This is a genomic window from Deltaproteobacteria bacterium, assembly GCA_003696105.1.
Taxonomy (GTDB): domain Bacteria; phylum Myxococcota_A; class Polyangia; order Haliangiales; family J016; genus J016.
The window spans coordinates 1-18,493 of record RFGE01000209.1; the positions used below are offsets into that span (position 1 = coordinate 1).

17 protein-coding genes are annotated in these 18,493 nt (G+C 73.2%); 8 read left to right on the forward strand and 9 right to left on the reverse strand.

The features are described 5' to 3' along the window. The 5 genes from D6689_13875 to D6689_13895 all read right to left on the reverse strand — a co-directional run. The coding region (locus D6689_13875; protein ID RMH40375.1) for a hypothetical protein at positions 1-491 on the reverse strand (491 nt) is incomplete at its 3' end. A 37-nt stretch (positions 492-528) separates the two neighbouring features. Further along, positions 529-1,656, reverse strand: coding sequence for an OmpA family protein (locus D6689_13880; GenBank protein RMH40376.1), 1,128 nt, complete (start codon positions 1,654-1,656; stop codon positions 529-531). Then, positions 1,653-2,072, reverse strand: a complete 420-nt coding sequence (locus tag D6689_13885) for a hypothetical protein (protein ID RMH40377.1) — start codon at positions 2,070-2,072, stop codon at positions 1,653-1,655. Before D6689_13885 ends, D6689_13880 begins: the two co-directional genes overlap by 4 nt. A gap of 82 nt (positions 2,073-2,154) precedes the next feature. Continuing rightward, on the reverse strand, positions 2,155-2,766 hold the full coding sequence (locus D6689_13890) for a hypothetical protein (protein ID RMH40378.1): 612 nt from the start codon (positions 2,764-2,766) through the stop codon (positions 2,155-2,157). Positions 2,767-2,830: 64 nt separating this feature from the next. Next, positions 2,831-4,489 (reverse strand): glycosyltransferase family 1 protein, encoded by a 1,659-nt coding sequence (locus D6689_13895; protein RMH40379.1) that lies wholly within the window; start codon positions 4,487-4,489, stop codon positions 2,831-2,833. Positions 4,490-4,592: 103 nt separating this feature from the next. Between D6689_13895 and D6689_13900 the strand changes: the two genes are divergently transcribed. Beyond that, positions 4,593-4,847 carry a hypothetical protein gene (locus D6689_13900; GenBank protein ID RMH40380.1) on the forward strand — a complete coding sequence of 85 codons (255 nt, stop codon included), beginning with the start codon at positions 4,593-4,595 and terminating at the stop codon, positions 4,845-4,847. 31 nt (positions 4,848-4,878) lie between these two features. On the opposite strand, the gene D6689_13905 is transcribed toward D6689_13900, so the two are convergent. Further along, on the reverse strand, positions 4,879-5,931 hold the full coding sequence (locus D6689_13905) for a M20/M25/M40 family metallo-hydrolase (GenBank protein RMH40381.1): 1,053 nt from the start codon (positions 5,929-5,931) through the stop codon (positions 4,879-4,881). A 5-nt stretch (positions 5,932-5,936) separates the two neighbouring features. Here D6689_13905 and D6689_13910 point away from each other — a divergent pair, with 5 nt between their 5' ends. The 3 genes from D6689_13910 (at position 5,937) to D6689_13920 (ending at position 8,454) form a co-directional block, all read left to right on the forward strand. After that, positions 5,937-6,188, forward strand: a complete 252-nt coding sequence (locus D6689_13910) for a hypothetical protein (GenBank protein ID RMH40382.1) — start codon at positions 5,937-5,939, stop codon at positions 6,186-6,188. A 54-nt stretch (positions 6,189-6,242) separates the two neighbouring features. After that, positions 6,243-7,397: an FAD:protein FMN transferase gene (locus D6689_13915; protein ID RMH40383.1), complete on the forward strand. Its 1,155-nt coding sequence runs from the start codon at positions 6,243-6,245 to the stop codon at positions 7,395-7,397. Between the two features lie 85 nt (positions 7,398-7,482). Continuing rightward, positions 7,483-8,454, forward strand: coding sequence for an alpha/beta hydrolase (locus tag D6689_13920; GenBank protein ID RMH40384.1), 972 nt, complete (start codon positions 7,483-7,485; stop codon positions 8,452-8,454). A gap of 186 nt (positions 8,455-8,640) precedes the next feature. Here D6689_13920 and D6689_13925 read toward each other — a convergent pair whose 3' ends face one another. Together D6689_13925 and D6689_13930 are read right to left on the reverse strand one after the other, a co-directional pair. Then, positions 8,641-8,937 (reverse strand): hypothetical protein, encoded by a 297-nt coding sequence (locus D6689_13925; protein ID RMH40385.1) that lies wholly within the window; start codon positions 8,935-8,937, stop codon positions 8,641-8,643. Next, on the reverse strand, positions 8,934-10,640 hold the full coding sequence (locus tag D6689_13930; GenBank protein RMH40386.1) for a GNAT family N-acetyltransferase: 1,707 nt from the start codon (positions 10,638-10,640) through the stop codon (positions 8,934-8,936). Before D6689_13930 ends, D6689_13925 begins: the two co-directional genes overlap by 4 nt. Before the next feature lie 29 nt (positions 10,641-10,669). Between D6689_13930 and D6689_13935 the strand changes: the two genes are divergently transcribed. Continuing rightward, a complete protein-coding gene (locus tag D6689_13935) occupies positions 10,670-13,702 on the forward strand; it encodes a hypothetical protein (GenBank protein RMH40387.1) in 3,033 nt (1,010 codons plus the stop codon). A 7-nt stretch (positions 13,703-13,709) separates the two neighbouring features. Here D6689_13935 and D6689_13940 read toward each other — a convergent pair whose 3' ends face one another. Continuing rightward, positions 13,710-15,050: an RsmB/NOP family class I SAM-dependent RNA methyltransferase gene (locus D6689_13940; GenBank protein ID RMH40388.1), complete on the reverse strand. Its 1,341-nt coding sequence runs from the start codon at positions 15,048-15,050 to the stop codon at positions 13,710-13,712. 46 nt (positions 15,051-15,096) lie between these two features. Between D6689_13940 and D6689_13945 the strand changes: the two genes are divergently transcribed. Genes D6689_13945 through D6689_13955 form a run of 3 tightly spaced genes read left to right on the forward strand, consistent with a single transcriptional unit; the run spans position 15,097 to position 18,493 of the window. Then, positions 15,097-16,377 (forward strand): Glu/Leu/Phe/Val dehydrogenase, encoded by a 1,281-nt coding sequence (locus D6689_13945; GenBank protein ID RMH40389.1) that lies wholly within the window; start codon positions 15,097-15,099, stop codon positions 16,375-16,377. Positions 16,378-16,388: 11 nt separating this feature from the next. Continuing rightward, entirely contained in the window at positions 16,389-17,504 is a 1,116-nt protein-coding gene (locus D6689_13950; GenBank protein ID RMH40390.1) for a UDP-N-acetylglucosamine 2-epimerase (non-hydrolyzing), read from the forward strand. Beyond that, a complete protein-coding gene (locus tag D6689_13955) occupies positions 17,471-18,493 on the forward strand; it encodes a hypothetical protein (protein RMH40391.1) in 1,023 nt (340 codons plus the stop codon). Before D6689_13950 ends, D6689_13955 begins: the two co-directional genes overlap by 34 nt.

Here is an 18,493-nt window from a genome sequence, read left to right on the forward strand (position 1 = left end):
ACGTGCGCCGTGATCTGCCGGTCGACGCCGGCATCGGCCTCGTCGACGAGGTCGTGCTGCATGCCGGAGACGGATCCGCAGTCGACCGCCGGCCGCACGTCTCCGCCGCCCCGCGTCCCCCCGGACTGCGCGCGCGCCTCCGCCAACAGCGCGTCCACCTCCTGGCTGCGATACGCCGTCGGAATCTCAATGGTGGGATCGATGGACACCGCGTCGATGAACTGGACCAACGCCGCATCGCGGTCCCCGAACCCGCTGAACTCGACGATGCCGAGAAACATGTGGGTCTGCGCGACGACCTTGTGGCGATCCAGCTTGCTCCGTTTCGCGAGTGCGAGCGCCTCGGTGAGGCCCTTTTTCGCGGCCTCGTAGTCGAGCAGGTCGTAGTTCTCCATCGCCTCGCGGTTCTTGCGCTCGATCGCCTTGACCGCGCGGCTGTCGGCGCGAGCGACCGCCGGCGCGGCGAGGGCGCCGACCACGGCGCATACCACTGTCCATCGTCCGTGCTTCATCGTGACTCCATCGCCGCTAGCGGCTGGTGATGACGAACTCCACCCGCCGGTTTTGCGCGCGCCCCTCCGCGGTCCGGTTGTCGGCGATCGGCACGTCCTCACCGAACCCCTGCGCGACCATCCGTTCCGGGGCAATCCCCTTTGCGATCAGGTAATCGCGCACCGCCTTCGCGCGCGCGTCGCTGAGCCGCAAGTTGTACGCGCGACTTCCCCGACTGTCGGTGTGTCCCTCAATCCTGACCGTAATCGTCGGGTTGTCCTTGAGCGCCTGCGCCACCTCGTCGAGCAACCCGAACGACACGGGCTTGATCGTGGCCTTGCCGGTCTCGAAGTAGATGGTCTGCTTGAGTTCGATCTTCGACTTCGTGACGACGACGTTCTTGTATTTCTTCGGGCAGCCGTCGGGGGTCTGGGCCGGCTGGTCCGGACACTGGTCGACGACCTGCGGGCACTCGGGTACGCCGTCGCCATCGTTGTCGCAGTCGGGACAGCCGTCGTCGTCTTCGAATCCGTCGGCGTCCTCCGCCTCGTTCGGGCACTGGTCGATCGCGTCGGCCAGCCCGTCGCCGTCGTTGTCGTCCTCCGGGCAGCCGTCGCCGTCTTCGAATCCGTCGGCGTCCTCCGCGTCGTTCGGACACTTGTCGTCGGCGTCGAGGATGCCGTCGACGTCGTTGTCGGGGTCCGGACACCCGTCCGCGTCCTGGAATCCATCCTTGTCCTCGGGGTCGTCCGGGCACTCGTCCTGCGGATCGACGATGCCGTCGCCGTCGCGGTCGGACGGAGCGGTCACCGCCGGCTCGGCCTTCGGCGCGCACCGGTCCTTCGGCGACTTGCGCACCGCCGCACGGGCGTTGCGTTCGGCGATCGCGAGCTCCGAGCGCGCCGGATAGTAGCGGCCTTCGTCGAGTTCCTGGTCGGCGAAATCGACGTGCGACTCGGCCAGCGCCAACTCGCGCGGCGCACATCGGACGGCTCCGTTGTCCTTGGCGGTCGCGATCAGGTCGCGCACGGCCCCCGACCGCGCGCGCAACTCGGCCCCGGCGCAGGCGGCGAGACACGCGACGGCGACCGCCGCCGCGCACGTTGCCGGGCGCGCCGCGCGCCGCGCCGGTCCGAACTCCGAAGCCGCTCGCCGCGCGCTCACGGTTCCTCGCGTTTCGGAGGCGGCGGCTCCTCGACGTCGATGTCGCTGAAGCCGTCGCCGCCGTCGGGCGCCGCGGCATCCAGCGGTGGCACGCGCTTCGAGGGGTCCTTGGCGACCTGCAGCGCCGCCTCCCGCGCCTTGTGCGCCGCGAACGCCGCCTTGCGCCCGAACCGGTTGGCAGCCTGGAAGTCGGCGAACGCGGCCTCCCTCCGCGCCTGGTGCAGATACTCGCGCGCCAGCGTCGACCAATAGATGTAGCGCGCGTCGTCGTCGGTACTTACGGCGTCGGCCGCGGCGACTGCCCGGCCGGCCTTGCGCGTGACTTGATTGACGTACTCGATCGGACCGCACGCGGCCGCGAACGCCGCGATCGCCACCACCGCCCCGACGTATTTCCCGGCCGTGCCCATCGCCACCCTCGGTCTATCACTGGTCCGCCCCCCGGATCAAGGATTCCAGGGGCTTGGGATCGAGCGCGGGCCAGCTCCCCGCGAACCGCTACCGGGCGCGAACGCGGCGCGAGTCGCGAAACAGTTCGAGTCCCACGTACACCGCCGCCGCCCCGACCCCGAGCGCGACGACCACGAGGACGTAGCCGAGCTTGACGTCCATGAGATCGAGCGCGACGCCGTCGCGGTAGTCGCGAAAGCTGCCGTAGTGCAGCAGCCGGTCGCGGGCGGCGATCGCGACTGCGCCCGCCGCCACACCCGCGCCGATCGCCGCGTAGCGCGCCGCCCGCGCGCGGTCGGCGCGCACGAGCCGCGCCCCGAGGTAATAGCCGCCGATGAGCGCGCCCGCGGTGGCCGCGACCACGGGGACGACCGCCAGCGACGGGACGTCGGCCGGATCGATCCAATACATCCACAGCCACGCCGGGTGCGCCAGATACAGGTACAGGACGACCGGCACCATGACGACGCCGCAAAACGACAGCACGAGCAGGAACGCGGGGGCGGCGAACGGCCCGTCCGCGCGCACGCGATCGCGCGCGCACAGGGAAAATGCGAGGCCGAACAGCGCGTTGAGCAGCAGGACGATCGGAATGGCGCGACTCCTCGGACGGCTACGTGGCTCCCAGCGTGCCGCGCGCCCCGGGCGACGAGCGTGCAAGGGCGGCGGCGATGTGCATCGGGTTCCCAGGCTACCACGGTCGCGCGAGCCCGCGCGCCGCGCGTCACTCCGGGTCGGGCGCGGGCGCCGCCTCGCCCGTGTCGTCCGGTGCGTCGTCGCCGAGCAGCGGCGCCGCCGCCGCGAACATGCCGATGACCGGCTCGTCCTCGTCGGGCGCGGCGCCCTGTGGTACCCGCTCGCTGGCCGGACTCGGCACCTCGAGTTCCCCCGCGACGAACCGATTTTCGCGCAGCGCGGTGGCGGTCCGCGTGCGCGGGATGTCGATCGGCACGGCGCCGGACGCGGTGCCCGGCGGTGCGACGACCCACTCGGACGCACCGGCGACCGGGCTCTCGTCGGTCCGTTCGGCCAGCGGCATCGACACCTCGACGTTGGTGGGGTCGTCCGCCGCTTCCGGCGCAAACGGCGCGGGCGCCGCGAACAGCGATTCCGCGTCCGTGTCGGCCGACCGGACGGGCGGGCGCGCGTCGTCGTCGACCGGCTCGAGCTGCGAGTCGGTGACCTCGGCGGTCTCGTCGCGCTCGTGCAGCGGGCCGAACACGCGCGGGCCGGTGTCGGTCGTCTCGGGCAAGTCCGCGACCAACGGTTCGTACGCCGCCAGCAGCTCGCGGCGCGTCGCGGCGGCGGTGTAGCCGGCGCGAACCCGGTCGTACGCGGCCCGCGCGAGCCGGTCGCGCAGCGCCGGATCCGCGAGCAGCCGCAGGATCTGGGCGGCGAGATCGGTCGGATCGCCCGGCTCGAACAGGACCCCGTGCTGGCCGTCGTCCACCACAAGCCGGACGGTGCCGCAGCGCGGCGCGACGAGCACCCGGCGGCAGGCCATGTACTCGAGCAGTTTGGTCGGGTACAGCGCCGTCGGTTGGCGCGCCAGTTCCAGCGCCATCGGCGCGACGCAGATCGTCGCGGCTGCGAGCTCCTCGGGCACGCGCTCGTTGTCCACCGCGCCCGGTACCCACACGCGCTGGCTCAACCCGTACTTGGCGATGTCGCGCCGCAGCACGTCGACGAAGCCGGGATCGACCGGGCCGATCAGCGCGAGATGCGCGTCGGTGCGGGTGACGACCTCGACCATCGCGCGCAGCAGCGCACGGATGCCGCGGCCGCGCCGGATCATGCCCGCGTAGACGATGCGCGCCGGCCCCGGGCGGGCGTGATCCCAGTCGAAGCGATCGACGTCCACCCCCGGCGGCACGAGGCGCACGCGGTCGCCGGCGCCGCGCGACGACAGATACCGCGCCGCCGGCTCCGTCGGCGCCAGCACGAGATCCGCAGCGGCCAGACACGCCTGCTCGTCGCGCGCGAGCGCCGCCTGCAGCGCCTCGTCGGGGATCGGCGCCTGCGCCATCGGACCGCGGGCGACGTCGAACACCGTGCGAAGCTTGAGCCGATCGCGCAGCTCCATGACCGGCACGCCCGCCCAACCGTCGCGAAAGTGGACGACGTCGTACTCGGCCCCCTCGAGCTGGCGGCGCAGCGCGCGACGGAAGGCGTCGATCTGTTTGGTGACCGGCGCCTCCGGGACCGGCACGCGAAGCATCCGCGTCCGCCGGTACTGCTCCACGTAGGCCTGCTCGCCGCGACGGATCGTGAGCACTTCGACCTGGTGGCGGCCCGACAGCGCGCGCAACACGTGCGGAATCTGCACCCCGACCCGGTGAGGGCCCGGGACGGCGCAAAACCCGGTGACGAGGATGCGAGCCATCGCGGTTCCGAATTCAACTGTGCAGCACGACAGCTTGAAACTGCTGCGCCATTAGGATACTACGGCTCCGGCAACGGCGCTCGACGACGACGAGGAGTCACCGGTGAACAGACTCATAGCCTACCTGCGCGACAACCTGATCATCGATTTCCAGGGCGACCTGACGCTGGAGATGGTCCGCGACTTCTTGCGCGACGACGACTCGCGCGAGTCGCGCCAGCTGCTGGCGAAGCTCGTCGAGGAGCGCGGGGTCAACGACATGCTCATCGCGATCGCCGACTGCCTGATCGACGACATTCGCGCGAAGTTGTCCGACGACCTGTTGCGCGAGCAGCTGCGCGCGTACGCCGAGAGCTGAGCCGGCCGCGCCCGCGCCGCGCGCCCGGCGTTCACCGCACGCCCGCGACGTCGGCGACGACCCGCGTCGCCAGGCGCGCAATCCGCACCATCTGGTCGGGGCGCAGCCGGTCCGGCGTATCGGTCGGCTCGTGGTAGTCGCGGTGCAGGCCGGTGGACAGATGGATCGTCGCCACGCCGCGCTGGCGAAACCACCAGTCGTCGGTGCGGCGATCCATGCCGAGCCACGCCAGCATCCGCGCGGTGCCGGCGACGACCTGCAGCCGTTCGGCGCGCGCCGCCGCCATCACGAGGCGCCGCGCCCTCGCGTCGGCCTCGATGCCGACCACGCCGACTGCGCGGGGCCGCCCGCTACCGAGCCACTCGAACAGATTGCGTCCGACCATGTCGAAGTTGACGACCAGTTCGGTCGCGTCGAGCGGCCACACCGGGTCGTCGACGTAGGCGCGGGACCCGCGCAGGCCGGGCTCCTCGGCGCCGAACGCGATGAACACCAACGTCCGTCGCGACGGCCGATCCGCCACCGCGCGCATCACCGCGAGCATCACCGCGACGCCCGACGCGTTGTCGTCGGCGCCGGGGTAGACCGTGCCGTCGGGGCCGACGCCGAGGTGGTCGTAGTGCGCCGACACGACGACTGCGCGCGGGCCGGCGCGCCGCACACCGACGACGTTGATCGCGCCGTCTCCGATCGGTTGGCGCACGACGTCGAGCCCCGCCTCGGCAAACCGCGCGGCGACCCACTCGGCCGCGGCGCGGCCGCCCGGCTGGTACGAACCGCGCCCGGCAAACTCCGGGGCGCACAGGCGCGCCACGTCCGCGACGATCGCGCCGGGGTCGATGCGGGCGTGCGGCGCCACCGAGGCGGCGCGGCGGGGGGCCGCGGCGGCCGGCGCGCCGAGGGGGCGCCCCGCGGCAGTGCGCGGCGCCGACGGCGAGCTGCACGTGGCCGCCGCGACGGCCGCAGCCGCAGTGACGCCGGCGAGCGCACCCATACCGACAGGATATCGCGCGGCCGCGAGCGTGCTACTCTGCGTAGCGCGGTCACAACGGCCGCTCAGGAGGATCCATGTCGGAATCACCATCGAGAATGGCGACCTACGTGGGCGCTGCGCTGGTCGTGGCGGCGTTGATCATCGCCGCCGCCGGAGGGTTTTCGAGCGGGTCGCTCGTCGGCGCGCTCGTCGCCGTCGCGGCCGTCGTCCCCGCCGGGGTCGGCATGTGGAAGGGGATGCAGGAAAAGACGCAGACGGGCCTCGGCCTGGCGCTGCTCGTGTTCCTCGCAGCGCTCGCGACGGCGGGCATCCTCGTGGTCCTCAAGGTCATCGACTGGCTGCGGTAGTGGCTGCGACACGTCGACCGACCGCGGCGGCGACCGCCGCGCTTGCGATGAACGATGACGGCGCCGCGCAGCGCGACGGCCGCGCGGCGTGACGCGGGGGATGGACCGCCGATGCGTTGCACCGGTGACGCGAGCACACCGAGGACGCGGCGGCCGATGAGGCGCGCGCGCGCGTGGGTTGCCGCGGCGGTCGCGTGCGCCATCGCCGGGCTGTCCCCGACCGCCCTAGCCGGCGCCGGCCGCGCGCCCGATCACGACATCCGGCGGTCGCGCCAGGTGATGGGCACGATCGTGACCGTCACGATCTGGGGAGACGACGACGAAGCCGCCGCCCGCGCGATCGCGCGCGTGTTCGACGAATTCGACCGGATCGAAGCGTTGATGACGTCGTGGAACGACACCAGCGTCGTCGCGCGGATCAACGCCACCGCCGGCACCCGCCAGTGGGCGACGGTCGACCCCGAGACCTTCGCGGTGCTGCGGCGCGCGCTCGACATCTCCAAGCTCACGCACGGCGCGTTCGACGTGACGGTCGGCGCGTTCTGGGACCTGTGGAAGTTTGGGACGAACCAGGACGGGTCGATCCCGACGGACGAGCAAATCGCGCAGCGCGTGCGCCTGATCGGCTACCGCGGGGTCAAATTGCGCCCCGCGACGCGCCAGGTACGGCTCGCCCGGCGCGGCATGCGCATCACCCTCGGCGGCATCGCGAAGGGCTACGCGGTCGACCGCGCGGTCGCACTGCTGCGCGCCGCCGGGTTCGACAACTTTCTCGTCCAGGCGGGCGGCGACCTGTACGTCGCCGGACGCAAGGGCGACCGCAACTGGATGGTCGGCATCCGCGACCCGCGCGGCGGCCGCGGCGAACCGTTCGCGATCGCTCCGATCGAGGACCGCACGTTCTCTACCTCGGGCGACTACGAACGCGGCTTCGTCAAGGACGGCGTGCGCTACCACCACATCCTCGACCCGCGCACCGGGCGTCCGGCGCGGCGCTGCCGCTCGGTCACCGTGATGGCCGCGGACGCGATCACCGCTGACGGCCTGTCGACCGCGCTGTTCGTCATGGGGCCGGAGCGCGGAATGAAACTGGTCGAGCGCCTCGACGGCGTCGAGGCCGTGTTCGTCGGCGCCGACAACCGCGTGAGCGTGTCGAGCGGGCTGCGCGACCGGCTGCGGATCCTCAAGCCGCCGACCGACGGGATATGACGACGTTTCCCCGCCGCACGCCCGCGGGCCCCGAGTTTCGGGTGGGCCGTTCGCGCCGCCCGCCAGCCCAATCGCGCCCCGTCGCATGCCGCCCATCGAGCGCATGATGCGCGTCGCGCACGGCGCGGTGCGGGCGCGGCGCGCGCTGCGCGGCCCGATGCGCCCGACCTGGTCGTCGGAAACCGAAACGCTCGCGACGTTCCTGCACGTCTACGCACGCCAGTCGATCCGGTTGCCGATCCGCTGGCAGCGGCGCGCCGCCGAGACCGCGCTGCTGCGCACGGACGCGGTCGCCCGCGTGGCATGCGAGCGCGTCGATGCCTGCGGCGTACCCGCCGAGTGGCTGTACGCGCCCGGCTGCGATCGGTCTCGCACTCTGTTGTACCTGCACGGAGGCGGCTACGTGATCGGCTCGCCCGAATCCCACCGCGACTTCCTGTCGCGGCTGGCCGAGGCTGCCGGCATCGCGGTGCTCGCGCCCGACTACCGGCTCGCGCCCGAGTACCGCTATCCGGCGCAGCTCGACGACGCTCTCGCCGTCTACCGCTGGCTCCTCGACCGCGGGGTGTCGCCGGAATCGATCGCCGTCGCCGGCGAGTCGGCCGGCGGCAACCTCGCGGCCGCGCTGCTCATTGCGCTGCGCGACGGCGCGGGCCCCCTGCCGGCCGCGTGGGCCCTGCTGTCGCCGTGGGTCGACCTCGCCGGCCGGTCCGCGTCGATCCGCGACCACGCCCGCTACGACTACCTGTCCCGCGCCACCCTCGAATTTGCCGCGCGCGCGTTCTGCCCGGCGGACATGTCGCGCGAGGACCCGCGCGTGTCCCCCGTGCATGCCGACCTCACCGGCCTGCCGCCGCTGCTCGTCCACGTCGGCGGCGCAGAGTGCTTACTCGACGAGGGGCTGCGGTTCGCGCGGCGCGCGCGCGACGCCGGCGTCTCGGTCGACCTCGACGTATGGCCCGACATGATCCACGCCTGGCACCTGTACTCGCTGTTGCCCGAGGCGCACGCCGCGACGGCTCGCGTCGGCGCGTTCGCCGCGCACCACACGCGCTAGGAGGCTGTTGCGCATAGCCGCTGGCTGCGGTCGCGATCTGCGGGCGATCGTCGGCGTACGTCCTCGCGCCCTTCGGTACCGTATGTTGATACGCGCCCTCGTGCGCTACGGGCGTGCGCCGAACCTCGCCTCGCATCTCGCAACCTCGCGGGCGCGCCTATGCGCGACAGCCTGCTAGCCGCCGGGTCACGGGCGAAACGGCTGGTCGTCCTCGCCGCGCGCCGGCGTCGCCAGTCTACGCGCGACGGCGGCCTGCTCGTCTTCCGTGAGGCGGCGAACGTAGACCCCGGCCGCCTCGATCGTGCGCGCGCCGAAAAATCCCTCCGACACGGCGTACTCGACCTCGACGACCGTATACGGGTCCTCGCCGAGCCACAACAGCTCGTGCTTGCGCGGAATGCCGACCCACGAACTGAGCGTGAACTTCTCGCGCTTGCCGTCGTCGCGGAGTACCACGAGCGTGATTCGATCGGTCGTCGTCATGCCAATCCCAACAGCTGTTTCGCCTGCGGATCCGGCGGGCGGACGGTGACCCGCTCGACGCCGGCCATGCGAGCATAGACGATGTCGGCGACGGCCGTGTACGCCGCTTTTTCGAACGCGCGCACGCTCGCGACATTGTTCGGCTCGATCAGCGCCCACGACCGGTACACGTCGCGGGCGCGCAGTTGTTTGGCCAAAAACTCGAGCATGGCGGGCGCCACGTTGCGGCCGCGCGCCGCGGGCGCGACGAATACGTCGTGGATGTAGCACTCGTGCGGGCCGGGACGGACCGCGCGCTCGAGTTCGGGCACCTCCACCGCGCTGCGCGCGCACCAGGCGATGCCAGCCGGCCGGCGATCGAGTCGCGCGAGCACGACCAGGTCGCCCCGGCCCCACTTGTGGCGGCCATAGGCCTCGTCGAGTTCGAGCGCAGACACCAGGTCGTCGCGGTCGGCATCCGACAGGGCGTCGAACGCGTCTTGCGACAACAAGCTCAACTCGAGTCCCGGCACCTCGGGGATACCGCGCGTCCACAATTCGCCCCGGTACAGGTGGAAGCGGCCGTACTTGGCGACCGACGCCGCGGCCGTACGGATGCGCGTCCACGCCGCGCGGGCGCCGGCCGCGGCTGCGGCGGGCGCCTCGCGGGCCGCGTCGACGCGGCGGCGCAGCGCGCCGTAGGTGCGCACGAGCGCCGCGGACGCCGACGCGTTGAAGATGCGCAGGCGCAGCGCTCGACGCCGTTGTACCGGCAACGGAGGCGGCGCGTATTCCGCCGCGCCGACGACGACGTCCATCGCCGTCAGGCCGCGCTCGATCGCCGCGCGGGCTTCCGCCGCGAGCAGTCGCGTGGCGGCGCCGCCGCTGGCTCGCTCGGGATCGACGGCGAGCGCGAGCACGACTGCACGATCGCCGTCGTCCACCACCAGGGCGCCCGCCATCGCCTCGCCCGCGTCGTCGTCGAGCCGCGCGAACCGCGCGTGGCCCGCCGCTCCCCACTGCCGAACCGCGTCCTCCAGCAGGCGCGTCGCCTCGGCGTCGGCCAGCGGACTCGGCTCGTCCCGATCCGCCCATTCGAGTCGCGACAGCCGGCGCAGCGCCGCGAGCCCCTTGCGCAGCGCCGCCGAATCTTCCACGTAGGCGCGCGCCCGGGGGTCAGGCGGCAACACCTCGTCGAGGTCGAACCCTCCCAGCGACAGGCTCACCCGCAACCAGGTCCCGCCCTCCGACGTGCGCACCCGCTTGCCGCTCGGGTCCATCCGCTGGACGAACAGCGCACGCAGGCGCGATACGTCGGGGATCGGTTGCAGGTCGACCACGTCCCACGGCGGGTCGACCGAGCGCAAAGCGTCGGCCATGGCGACCGCACACGCCTGCTCGTAGCCCGGCTCGACCACGACCGACAGGTAGGGCGGATGGGGCCCGGCGTCGCCCATCATGCGCACCTCGCGCACACGGATGCCGCCCTCGGTCGCGGCGCGCCGGTAAAACGGCGCCACGCCGACGAGCCGGCCGCCGTCGCGCGCGGCGAGCACGAGCGGATCGGCGCCGAGCGCGTCGCGATAGGCGCTCCACCACGCGAGCAGCCACGTCGGCCCGCGCAGCAGCGGCCCGTCCCCCACGCGATCCGCGAGCGCCTGCCAGTCGTCGCGCAGCGCGACGACCTCGTCCGTTCGAGTCACCACGTCGAGGCCGATGGGCACGCTGCCACCTTACGGTACAATTCTGCCGGATGGCTAGAGCGCCGATCGGGTTCCCCTCGATCGTGGCATCGCCGGTCTGCGCCACGCTGGCGGTCGCCGCGGCCGCCGCGGCGTGCAGCGACCGCGTACCGGCGCCGCGATTGTCGGCGGTCGAACCGGCGCGCGTGTCCGCGTGGGCCGACGCGCCGATCGCCGTGCGCGGCGCCGACCTGTACGCGGCGGTGTCGACCCGCCTCGACGACCCGTCGGCGCCGGCCGTCCAAAACGACTGGGCCGTGCGCGCCGGCGACGTGGCACTGATCGACGTCCGCTGGCGCGATCCGACCCGGTTGGACGCCGTCGTCCCCGCGGGGCTGCCGCCGGGGATCTACGACGTGACCGTCACGACGCCGCGCGGCGAGCGGCTCGCGCTGCCGCGCGCGCTCGCGGTCGAAGACACACCGGTGGGCTTGCCGCTGTCGATCGAAGACGCGCCCGGCGGCGCCGGCGAGCCGATCGGCGACCGCGCGCTCGCCGCCGGCGACGAGCTGGTCGCGTACGCCGTGGTGCGGACGGCCGGTGGCGCGTTCGTCGCCGACGTGCCGGCGCACTGGTCGCTCGACGGCGCGATCGGCGAACTCGTCCCCGCCGACCCGCCGGTGTCGGCGGTATTGCGCGCCCGAGCGATCGGCACCGGCGCGATCGCCGCCACCCATCCCGACGCCGGCGACGCGCGGACCGGCGAGATCGCCGTCGCGGCGGGCCCGCCGGCCAGCCTGACGATCGAGGACGCCCCCGGCGGCGCCGGCGCACCGATCGGCGACCGCGCGCTCACCACCGACGACAGCCTCGCCGTGTACGCCGTGAGCCGGGACGCGTTCGGCAACTTCGTCGCCGACGAGTGGGTCGACTGGGCCGTCGCGGGCGGGATCGGCGCGATCGCGCCCGCCGCCGGCGACCGCGCCACGTTCGACCCCACCCGGCCGGGCAGCGGTGCGATCACCGCCGCGCACGCCGCGCTGCCGGCAGCCGCGACCGGGACGCTGTCCGTGTCGCCCGGCCGCGTCGCGCGGTTCGATGTCGTGCCGGACACCCTGTCGCTCGCCGTCGGCGATCCGCCGGTGACGTTCTCGATCGCCGGCGCGGTCGACGCCGACGGCAACCCGACCGCCGACGTCGGCACCGTCACCTGGTCGATCGCGTCCGGCACGCTCGACACGTTCGACGCCGCGACCGCGCAGCTCACGCCGGCCGCGGAAGGGACCGGCACCGTGCGCGCGGAGTCGTCGTACGGCCCGGCCGACGAGTCCGGCCCGATCGCGATCGCCGCCGCGCGCGCGTTCGTCGTCACCGCCGTGCGCGCGCCGGCGACCGTGTCGCGCGGCGAGCGGTTCGCGATCGAAGTCGACGTGGAAAATCGCACCGCCCGCGACGCGCGCCTGGTGGATGTCGCCCTCGCCTACCGCCGCGGCGGCGGCGATGCCGGCGGCGACTTCGCGACGGCCGCGACGTGGGACCGGCCCGACGCGGTGCCGGCCGGTGCCACCGCGACGGCGCGGTTCGACGTCGCGGTCGCCTCCGCCGCCGCGCTGGGCGCGGTCGACGTCACGGCTACCGCGCGCGGCTGGTTCTCGGACACCGGCGCGCTGGTGTCGGACAGCGAGACCGGCTCGTTCGCCGTGGCGGCGACCTCGCCGCCGACCGCGGTCATCTCCGCTCCGCTGCCGCCGGACAACAAGCTGTGCGCCGGGGGCACGATCGGGTTCGCCGGCAGCGATTCGATCGGCGCGACGACGTGGGCGTGGTCGCTGCCGGGCGGCTCGCCGGCCGCGAGCGCAGCGCCCGACCCGCCGGCGATCGCGTACGCGGCGCCGGGCGCGTACCCGTTTTGGCTCACGGTCGCCAACTCGATGGCCGCGCGCGACACGGTCGCCGGCCCGGCGCCCGTGTTCGTCGGCGCACCGGCCGCCCCGCCGTATCCGACCGGCGCCATCCAGTTCAACAAGCCGCGCGCCGGCGAGGCGATCGATCTCGCCGACGATCTGCCCGTACGCGTCGACATGGCCGGCGACGGCGACCCGACGAACCTCACCGACTGCGCCGGAACGAAGCTCGCCGAGGGAAGCGCTCACGCCTACGTGACGGTGTTTGCCGATCGCGGCGCCCTCGACGCGACGCGCGACGTGCGCCCATCGATCCCCGGCATTCAGGTCGACCTGCACAAGGGGACCCATTTCGACGACGTCGCGTGGGACGCCCTCGCGCCGATGACGGAGGGAGACGCGATCGTCTACGCCGAGTTCCGCGACGAGACGACCGGCGCGGTCACCGCCGCCGGGCACACGCGGGTCGCGTTCGTCGACGACCGGGACCCGCCGGCGATCGCCGCGATGGCGCCGGGCGCGTGCGACGCCGCCTGCTGGGGCAAGGGCGACGCCTTCGTCGTTCAGTTCGACGAGCCGATGGACGCAGCGAGCGTGCTGGCCGCCACGCGCGTCGAAGCGTCGGCGTCGCCCAATTGCTCCGGCCCGTGGACGGACATTACCGGCGCGTCGGTGCTCACCTACGACGACGAGGCCGACGCGCTGCGGATCGTGCCGGCGGCGCAGGCGCAGGCCAGCTACGGCGTGCGCGTCAAGCTGCGCGGCCGCGACGCATCGTCCAACGGCAACGCGCTCGGCACCCCCAACGTGTGCGCGGTGGTCGACGACCGGCCACCGCCGGCCATCCCCGAGCCGCCGGCCGTGGTCGCCACCCCCGGCGCGCCCGTGTCGCCCGACGGCGACGGCGTCGACGACGTGATGGCGTTCGAGGTCGCGGTCGACGCGGCCACCGCGTTCGTGCGGCTCGACATCGAGCGCGCCGGCCGCAGCGTCTACGCGGTCTACGCTCCCGTTGTTCCCGGAACGACCGCGTCCATTCCGTGGGCGGGGCGGGACCGCGGCGGCCGCGCGCTGCCGAATGGGCTGTACGTCTACCGCCTCGTCGCGTACAACCGGCGCCTCGAGCCGAGCGAGCCCGCGGTCGGCGCGGTCGAGGTGCGCAGCGCCGTCGCGCTCGTCGGCGTGCCGCCGTGGTTGTGATCCGCCGTCAGCGCGCGCGCCGCACCACCGCCGCAAAGAACCCGTCGGTGCCGTGGTCCGCCGGGTTGACCGCGAGGTAGCGGCCGCCGGCGCCGGTGATGCCCGCCGCCCGGTCGCGTCCCCACACCGCCTTCGCGGGCATCGGCTCGAACTCGGGCGACTCGGCGAGGAGCGCGGCGACCACCGCCTCGTTCTCGGCGCGCAGCAGCGTGCAGGTCGCGTAGATCAGGCGGCCGCCCGGGGCGACCAGCTCCCGCGCCCGCCGCGCGATCGCGAGCTGCAGCCGCGGCAGCCGGTCCAGGTCCGCCTCCGACAGGCGCCAGCGCGCCTCGGGGTTGCGGCGCAGCGCGCCGATCCCGGAACACGGCGCGTCGACGAGCACGCGCGCGGCGCGCCCCGCCAGCCGTGCCAGCGGCGCGGGGTATTCGCCGTCGGGCTCGAGCGCGACCGTCTGGATGTTGGTCGCGCCGGCCCGGCGCGCGCGCCGGCGCAGTTCGGCGAGCTTGCGCCGGTCGACGTCGGCCGCGACGACGCGGCCGCGGCCGCCGAGCGCCGCCGCGAGCGCGAGCGCCTTGCCTCCCGCCCCCGCGCACACGTCCACGACCCGCCCGCGGGGCGGTGGCGCGACGAGATCGGCGATGAGCTGGCTGCCCTCGTCCTGCGCCTCGAACGCGCCGCGGCGAAACGCGGCCAGCGCGAACAAGTTGGTTCGCGTGGTCACGTGCAGCGCGGTCGGCGACCAGCGCCCGGGTTCGCTGGCGATGCCGTCGCGGCCGAGCTCCGCGGCGAGCGCGTCGCGGTCCGCGACGAGCGTGTTGGCGCGGACGGTCATCGGCGCGCGCCGGTTGAGCGCGGCGGCCAGCGCCTCGGCTCGGTCGCCCCAGTCGCTGCGCAGTCGCGCCGCAAGCCAGTCGGGCAGCGACCACCGCAACGCCAACCGGCGGGCCGGGTCGCGCTCGCGCGCGATGCGCGCGTCGACGTCGGCCACGGCGCGCCAGTCGACCGCCGGCGCCGCCCGCGCCGCGACGCCGACCGGCAGCCCGGCCTCGAGCACCAGATAGGCGAGCAGCCGCTCGCGGTCCGGCGCGCGTGACGCGGCGCGCAAACCGCCGGCCGCGAGGGCCGCGTCCACGCGCCGCAGGTTGCGGATGAGCCCGTAGACCGTCTCGGCGACGAATTGGCGCTCGCGGTGGGCCAGCGCCGGGCGCGCGCGCAGCTCGCGCGCGATCGCGTCGCTGGCGAAACTCCAGTCGATTCGTGTACGTTCCCAGGGCCTCAGCACCCGGTCGGCGAGCGATCCGCCGCCGGCCACCGCTTGCGCCAGGTCCATGTCGGGAAACTCGTTCATGCGCGCTTGACCAAAACCTCGCCCGGCAGTAGCAACGCCCCATCCTATGAGCACCGACACCTCATTGAAAGACCGCGGCAACCTGTTCGACATCGCGACCGGACAGGTCGAGCGGGCCGTCACGGCCTGCCGCATCGACCCCGACGTGGCCGAGATCCTGCGGCAGCCGAAAAACGAGCTGATCGTCAACTTCCCGGTGCGCCTCGACGACGGCCGTTACCACATGTTCAAGGGCTACCGCATCCAGCACAACAACCTGCTCGGCCCGTTCAAGGGAGGGATGCGCTATCACCACGAGGCCAATCTCGACGAGATGAAGGCGCTGGCCGTGTGGATGACCTACAAGAGCGCAATGCACGACATCCCGTTCGGCGGCGCCAAGGGCGGCATCAAGTTCGACCCGCGCGCCCATTCGAAGGCCGAACTCGAGCGCATCACGCGCCGGTTCACCCACGCGCTCGGCAGCAACATCGGGCCGGAGTGGGACATCCCGGCTCCGGACGTCGGCACGAACGAGCAGATCATGGTGTGGATGATGGACACGTTCATGAACGTGACCGGCTACACCGAAAAGAACGCCGTGCGCCGCGTCGTGACCGGCAAGAGCATCACGTCGGGCGGATCGCACGGCCGGCGCGAGGCGACCGGCACCGGCATCGTTCACTGCATCACCGAGTGGGCCCACGAGACTCGCTTCTCACTGGACGGAGCGCGCGTGATCGTCCAGGGGTTCGGCAACGTCGGCTCTCACACGGCGCGGCTGCTCGGCAAGCTCGGCTGCTCGATGGTCGCGGTCGGCGACTACCGGGGCTACATCTACAACCCGGAGGGGATCAACCCGCACCGACTCGCGGAGCACGTCGCGCAGACCGGCAGCGTCGTCGAGTACAAGGGCGCCGAGGCGATCTCCCGGGACGAGTTCTTCGAGGTGGAGTGCGAGCTGTTCGTACCGGCGGCGCTCGAACTGGAAATCGGCACCGAGGAGGCGCGCAAGCTGCAGTGCAAGCTCGTCGCCGAGGGCGCCAACGGCCCCACCCACCCGGACGCCGAGCGGATCCTGCACGAGCGCGGCATCGACGTCATCCCGGACGTGCTGTGCAACTCCGGCGGCGTGGTCGTGTCGTACTACGAGTGGCTGCAGAACAAGCGGGCGGAGCGGTGGGATCTCGAGGAGGTCGAGCAAAAGCTCGAGCGGCGCATGCGGCGGACGTACGCGGCCGTCCGCCAGCTGCAGCGCCAGCGCGACATCGACTGGCGTACGGCGTGCTACGGCGTCGCGCTCGAGCGCATTCAGCAGGCCTACGCCGAGCGGGGCATCTTCCCGTAGCGACGGACGCGGTGGCTCCGATCGTCGTCGTCGCCGGCGCGCGCCCGAACTTCATGAAGGTCGCGCCGATCTTGCGCGCACTCGCGCGGCGTCCCGGCGCGCCCGCCACCGTCCTCGTGCACACCGGGCAGCACTACGACGACGCGATGTCGGACGTGTTCTTTCGCCAGCTCGACATCCGCCCCCCCGACGTGTCGCTCGAGGTGGGCTCGGGATCGCACGGCGCGCAGACGGCGCGCATCATGCTCGCGTTCGAAGACTATCTCCTCGGCTGCGCGGAGCCGCCCGCCGGCGTGGTCGTGGTCGGCGACGTGAACTCGACGATGGCGTGCGCGCTCGTCGCCACGAAGCTGCACATTCCGGTCGCGCACGTCGAGGCTGGCCTGCGGTCGTTCGACCGGACGATGCCCGAGGAGATCAACCGGGTGGTCACCGACGCCGTCTCCGACCTGCTCCTCGTGAGCGAACCGGCCGGCATCGACAATCTCCGGGCCGAGGGGGTCGCGCCGTCGCGGATCCGCTACGTCGGCAACGTCATGATCGACACGCTCGTCCACCAGCTGGACGCGGCGCGCGCCGTCGCGGTCGACGACGTGCCGGACGCGTTCGCGCTCGTGACGCTGCACCGCCCGTCAAACGTCGATCGACGCGAGCGCCTGGCCGCCGTCGTGGACTTCCTCGCGGGCGTCGCGGCCGCCATCCCGATCGTGTTTCCGGTGCACCCGCGGACGGACCGCGCGCTGCGCGAGTTCGGCCTGCGCGACCGACTCGCCGCCGCCCCGGGCGTTCACCTCCGCGAGCCGCTCGGCTACCGCGAACTCCTTCACCTGCTCGACCGCGCGCGGCTGGTCATCAGCGACTCCGGCGGCATCCAGGAGGAGTCGACCTATCTCGGCGTGCCGTGCGTGACGTTGCGGCCGAACACCGAGCGGCCGATCACCGTGGCCGCCGGGACCAACACGGTGGTCGACGACCTCGACACCGCGCGCGCGGTCGTCGCGGACGTGCTGGCCAGGCCGCGGCCGGCGCCCCCGGCGATCGACGGCTGGGACGGCCGCGCCGCCGAGCGCGTGGCCGACGCGCTGCTCGCCGCGTGGTGTCCGCCCGCCGTCGCCGTCCCGCCGTGACCCGGCCGGCGCGCAATCTTCGCGTCGCCGCCGTCGTCGATGCGTTCACCGCGGCGTGCCTCGCACCCGAGGTGCGGCTGCTGTCCGTCGATGCGCGCATCTGGCGGCTGCAGCTCGCCGCGTTCCGCCCGCACCTTCTGTTCGTCGAGTCCGCGTGGCGCGGGCGCGCCGGCTCGTGGACCGGCAAGGTCGCCCGCTACCCCGGACGGCCGCGCAGCCGCACGCTGGACCGCGTCGTCGACTACTGCCGCGCGCGCGGTATCCCGACGGTGTTCTGGGGCAAGGAAGATCCCGTGTTGTTCGATCGCTTCGTCGACGCGGCGCGCCTGTTCGACGTCGTGTTCACCACCGACGCCGACTGCGTCGACGCGTACGTCGCGCGATGCGGTCTGCCGCCCGACCGCGTCCACCCCCTGCCGTTCGCAGCGCAGCCGGCGCTGCACTACCCGCCGCGCGGGCCGCGCACCGACACGGTGTGTTTCGCCGGCTCGTACGGGGAGCCCGAGTTTGCGGACCGGCGGCGCCACCTCGACATGCTGCTGGACGCCGCGGCCGACTTCGACCTGGTCATCTACGATCGCAACTCGGCGGCGAAGACCGCGCACAAGGCATTCCCTCCGCGGTTCGCCCGCTACCTGCGCCCCGCGATCGACTACCGTCGGCTGGCCGACGAGTACCGCCGCCACAAGGTGTTCCTCAACGTCAACTCCGTCGCGACCTCGCCGACCATGTTCGCGCGCCGCGTGTTCGAGCTGCTCGCCTGCGGCACCGCCGTCGTGAGCACGCCGAGCGTCGGGATGGAGCGGCTGTTCGGCGGCGTCGTCGCGGTGGCGCGGTCCACCGACGAAGCGCGGCGGGCGATCCGCCGGTTCCTGAGCGACGACGACTACCGCGACGCGGTGGCCGCCGAGGGCATCGAGCGCGTACGGTCCGCCCACACCTACGCCCACCGCGTCGACGCGATCTGCCGCGCGGTCGGGCTGGCGTGA

Bases quoted from the DNA above. Each gene is read 5' to 3' on its own strand.
- D6689_13895 (RMH40379.1), bottom strand. From the start codon at position 4,489: ATGGCTCGCATCCTCGTCACCGGGTTTTGCGCCGTCCCGGGCCCTCAC.
- D6689_13905 (RMH40381.1), bottom strand. From the start codon at position 5,931: ATGGTGATTCCGACATGGATCCTCCTGAGCGGCCGTTGTGACCGCGCT.
- D6689_13910 (RMH40382.1), top strand. From the start codon at position 5,937: ATGGCGACCTACGTGGGCGCTGCGCTGGTCGTGGCGGCGTTGATCATC.
- D6689_13915 (RMH40383.1), top strand. From the start codon at position 6,243: ATGACGGCGCCGCGCAGCGCGACGGCCGCGCGGCGTGACGCGGGGGAT.
- D6689_13920 (RMH40384.1), top strand. From the start codon at position 7,483: ATGCCGCCCATCGAGCGCATGATGCGCGTCGCGCACGGCGCGGTGCGG.
- D6689_13925 (RMH40385.1), bottom strand. From the start codon at position 8,937: ATGACGACGACCGATCGAATCACGCTCGTGGTACTCCGCGACGACGGC.
- D6689_13935 (RMH40387.1), top strand. From the start codon at position 10,670: ATGGCTAGAGCGCCGATCGGGTTCCCCTCGATCGTGGCATCGCCGGTC.
- D6689_13940 (RMH40388.1), bottom strand. From the start codon at position 15,050: ATGAACGAGTTTCCCGACATGGACCTGGCGCAAGCGGTGGCCGGCGGC.
- D6689_13945 (RMH40389.1), top strand. From the start codon at position 15,097: ATGAGCACCGACACCTCATTGAAAGACCGCGGCAACCTGTTCGACATC.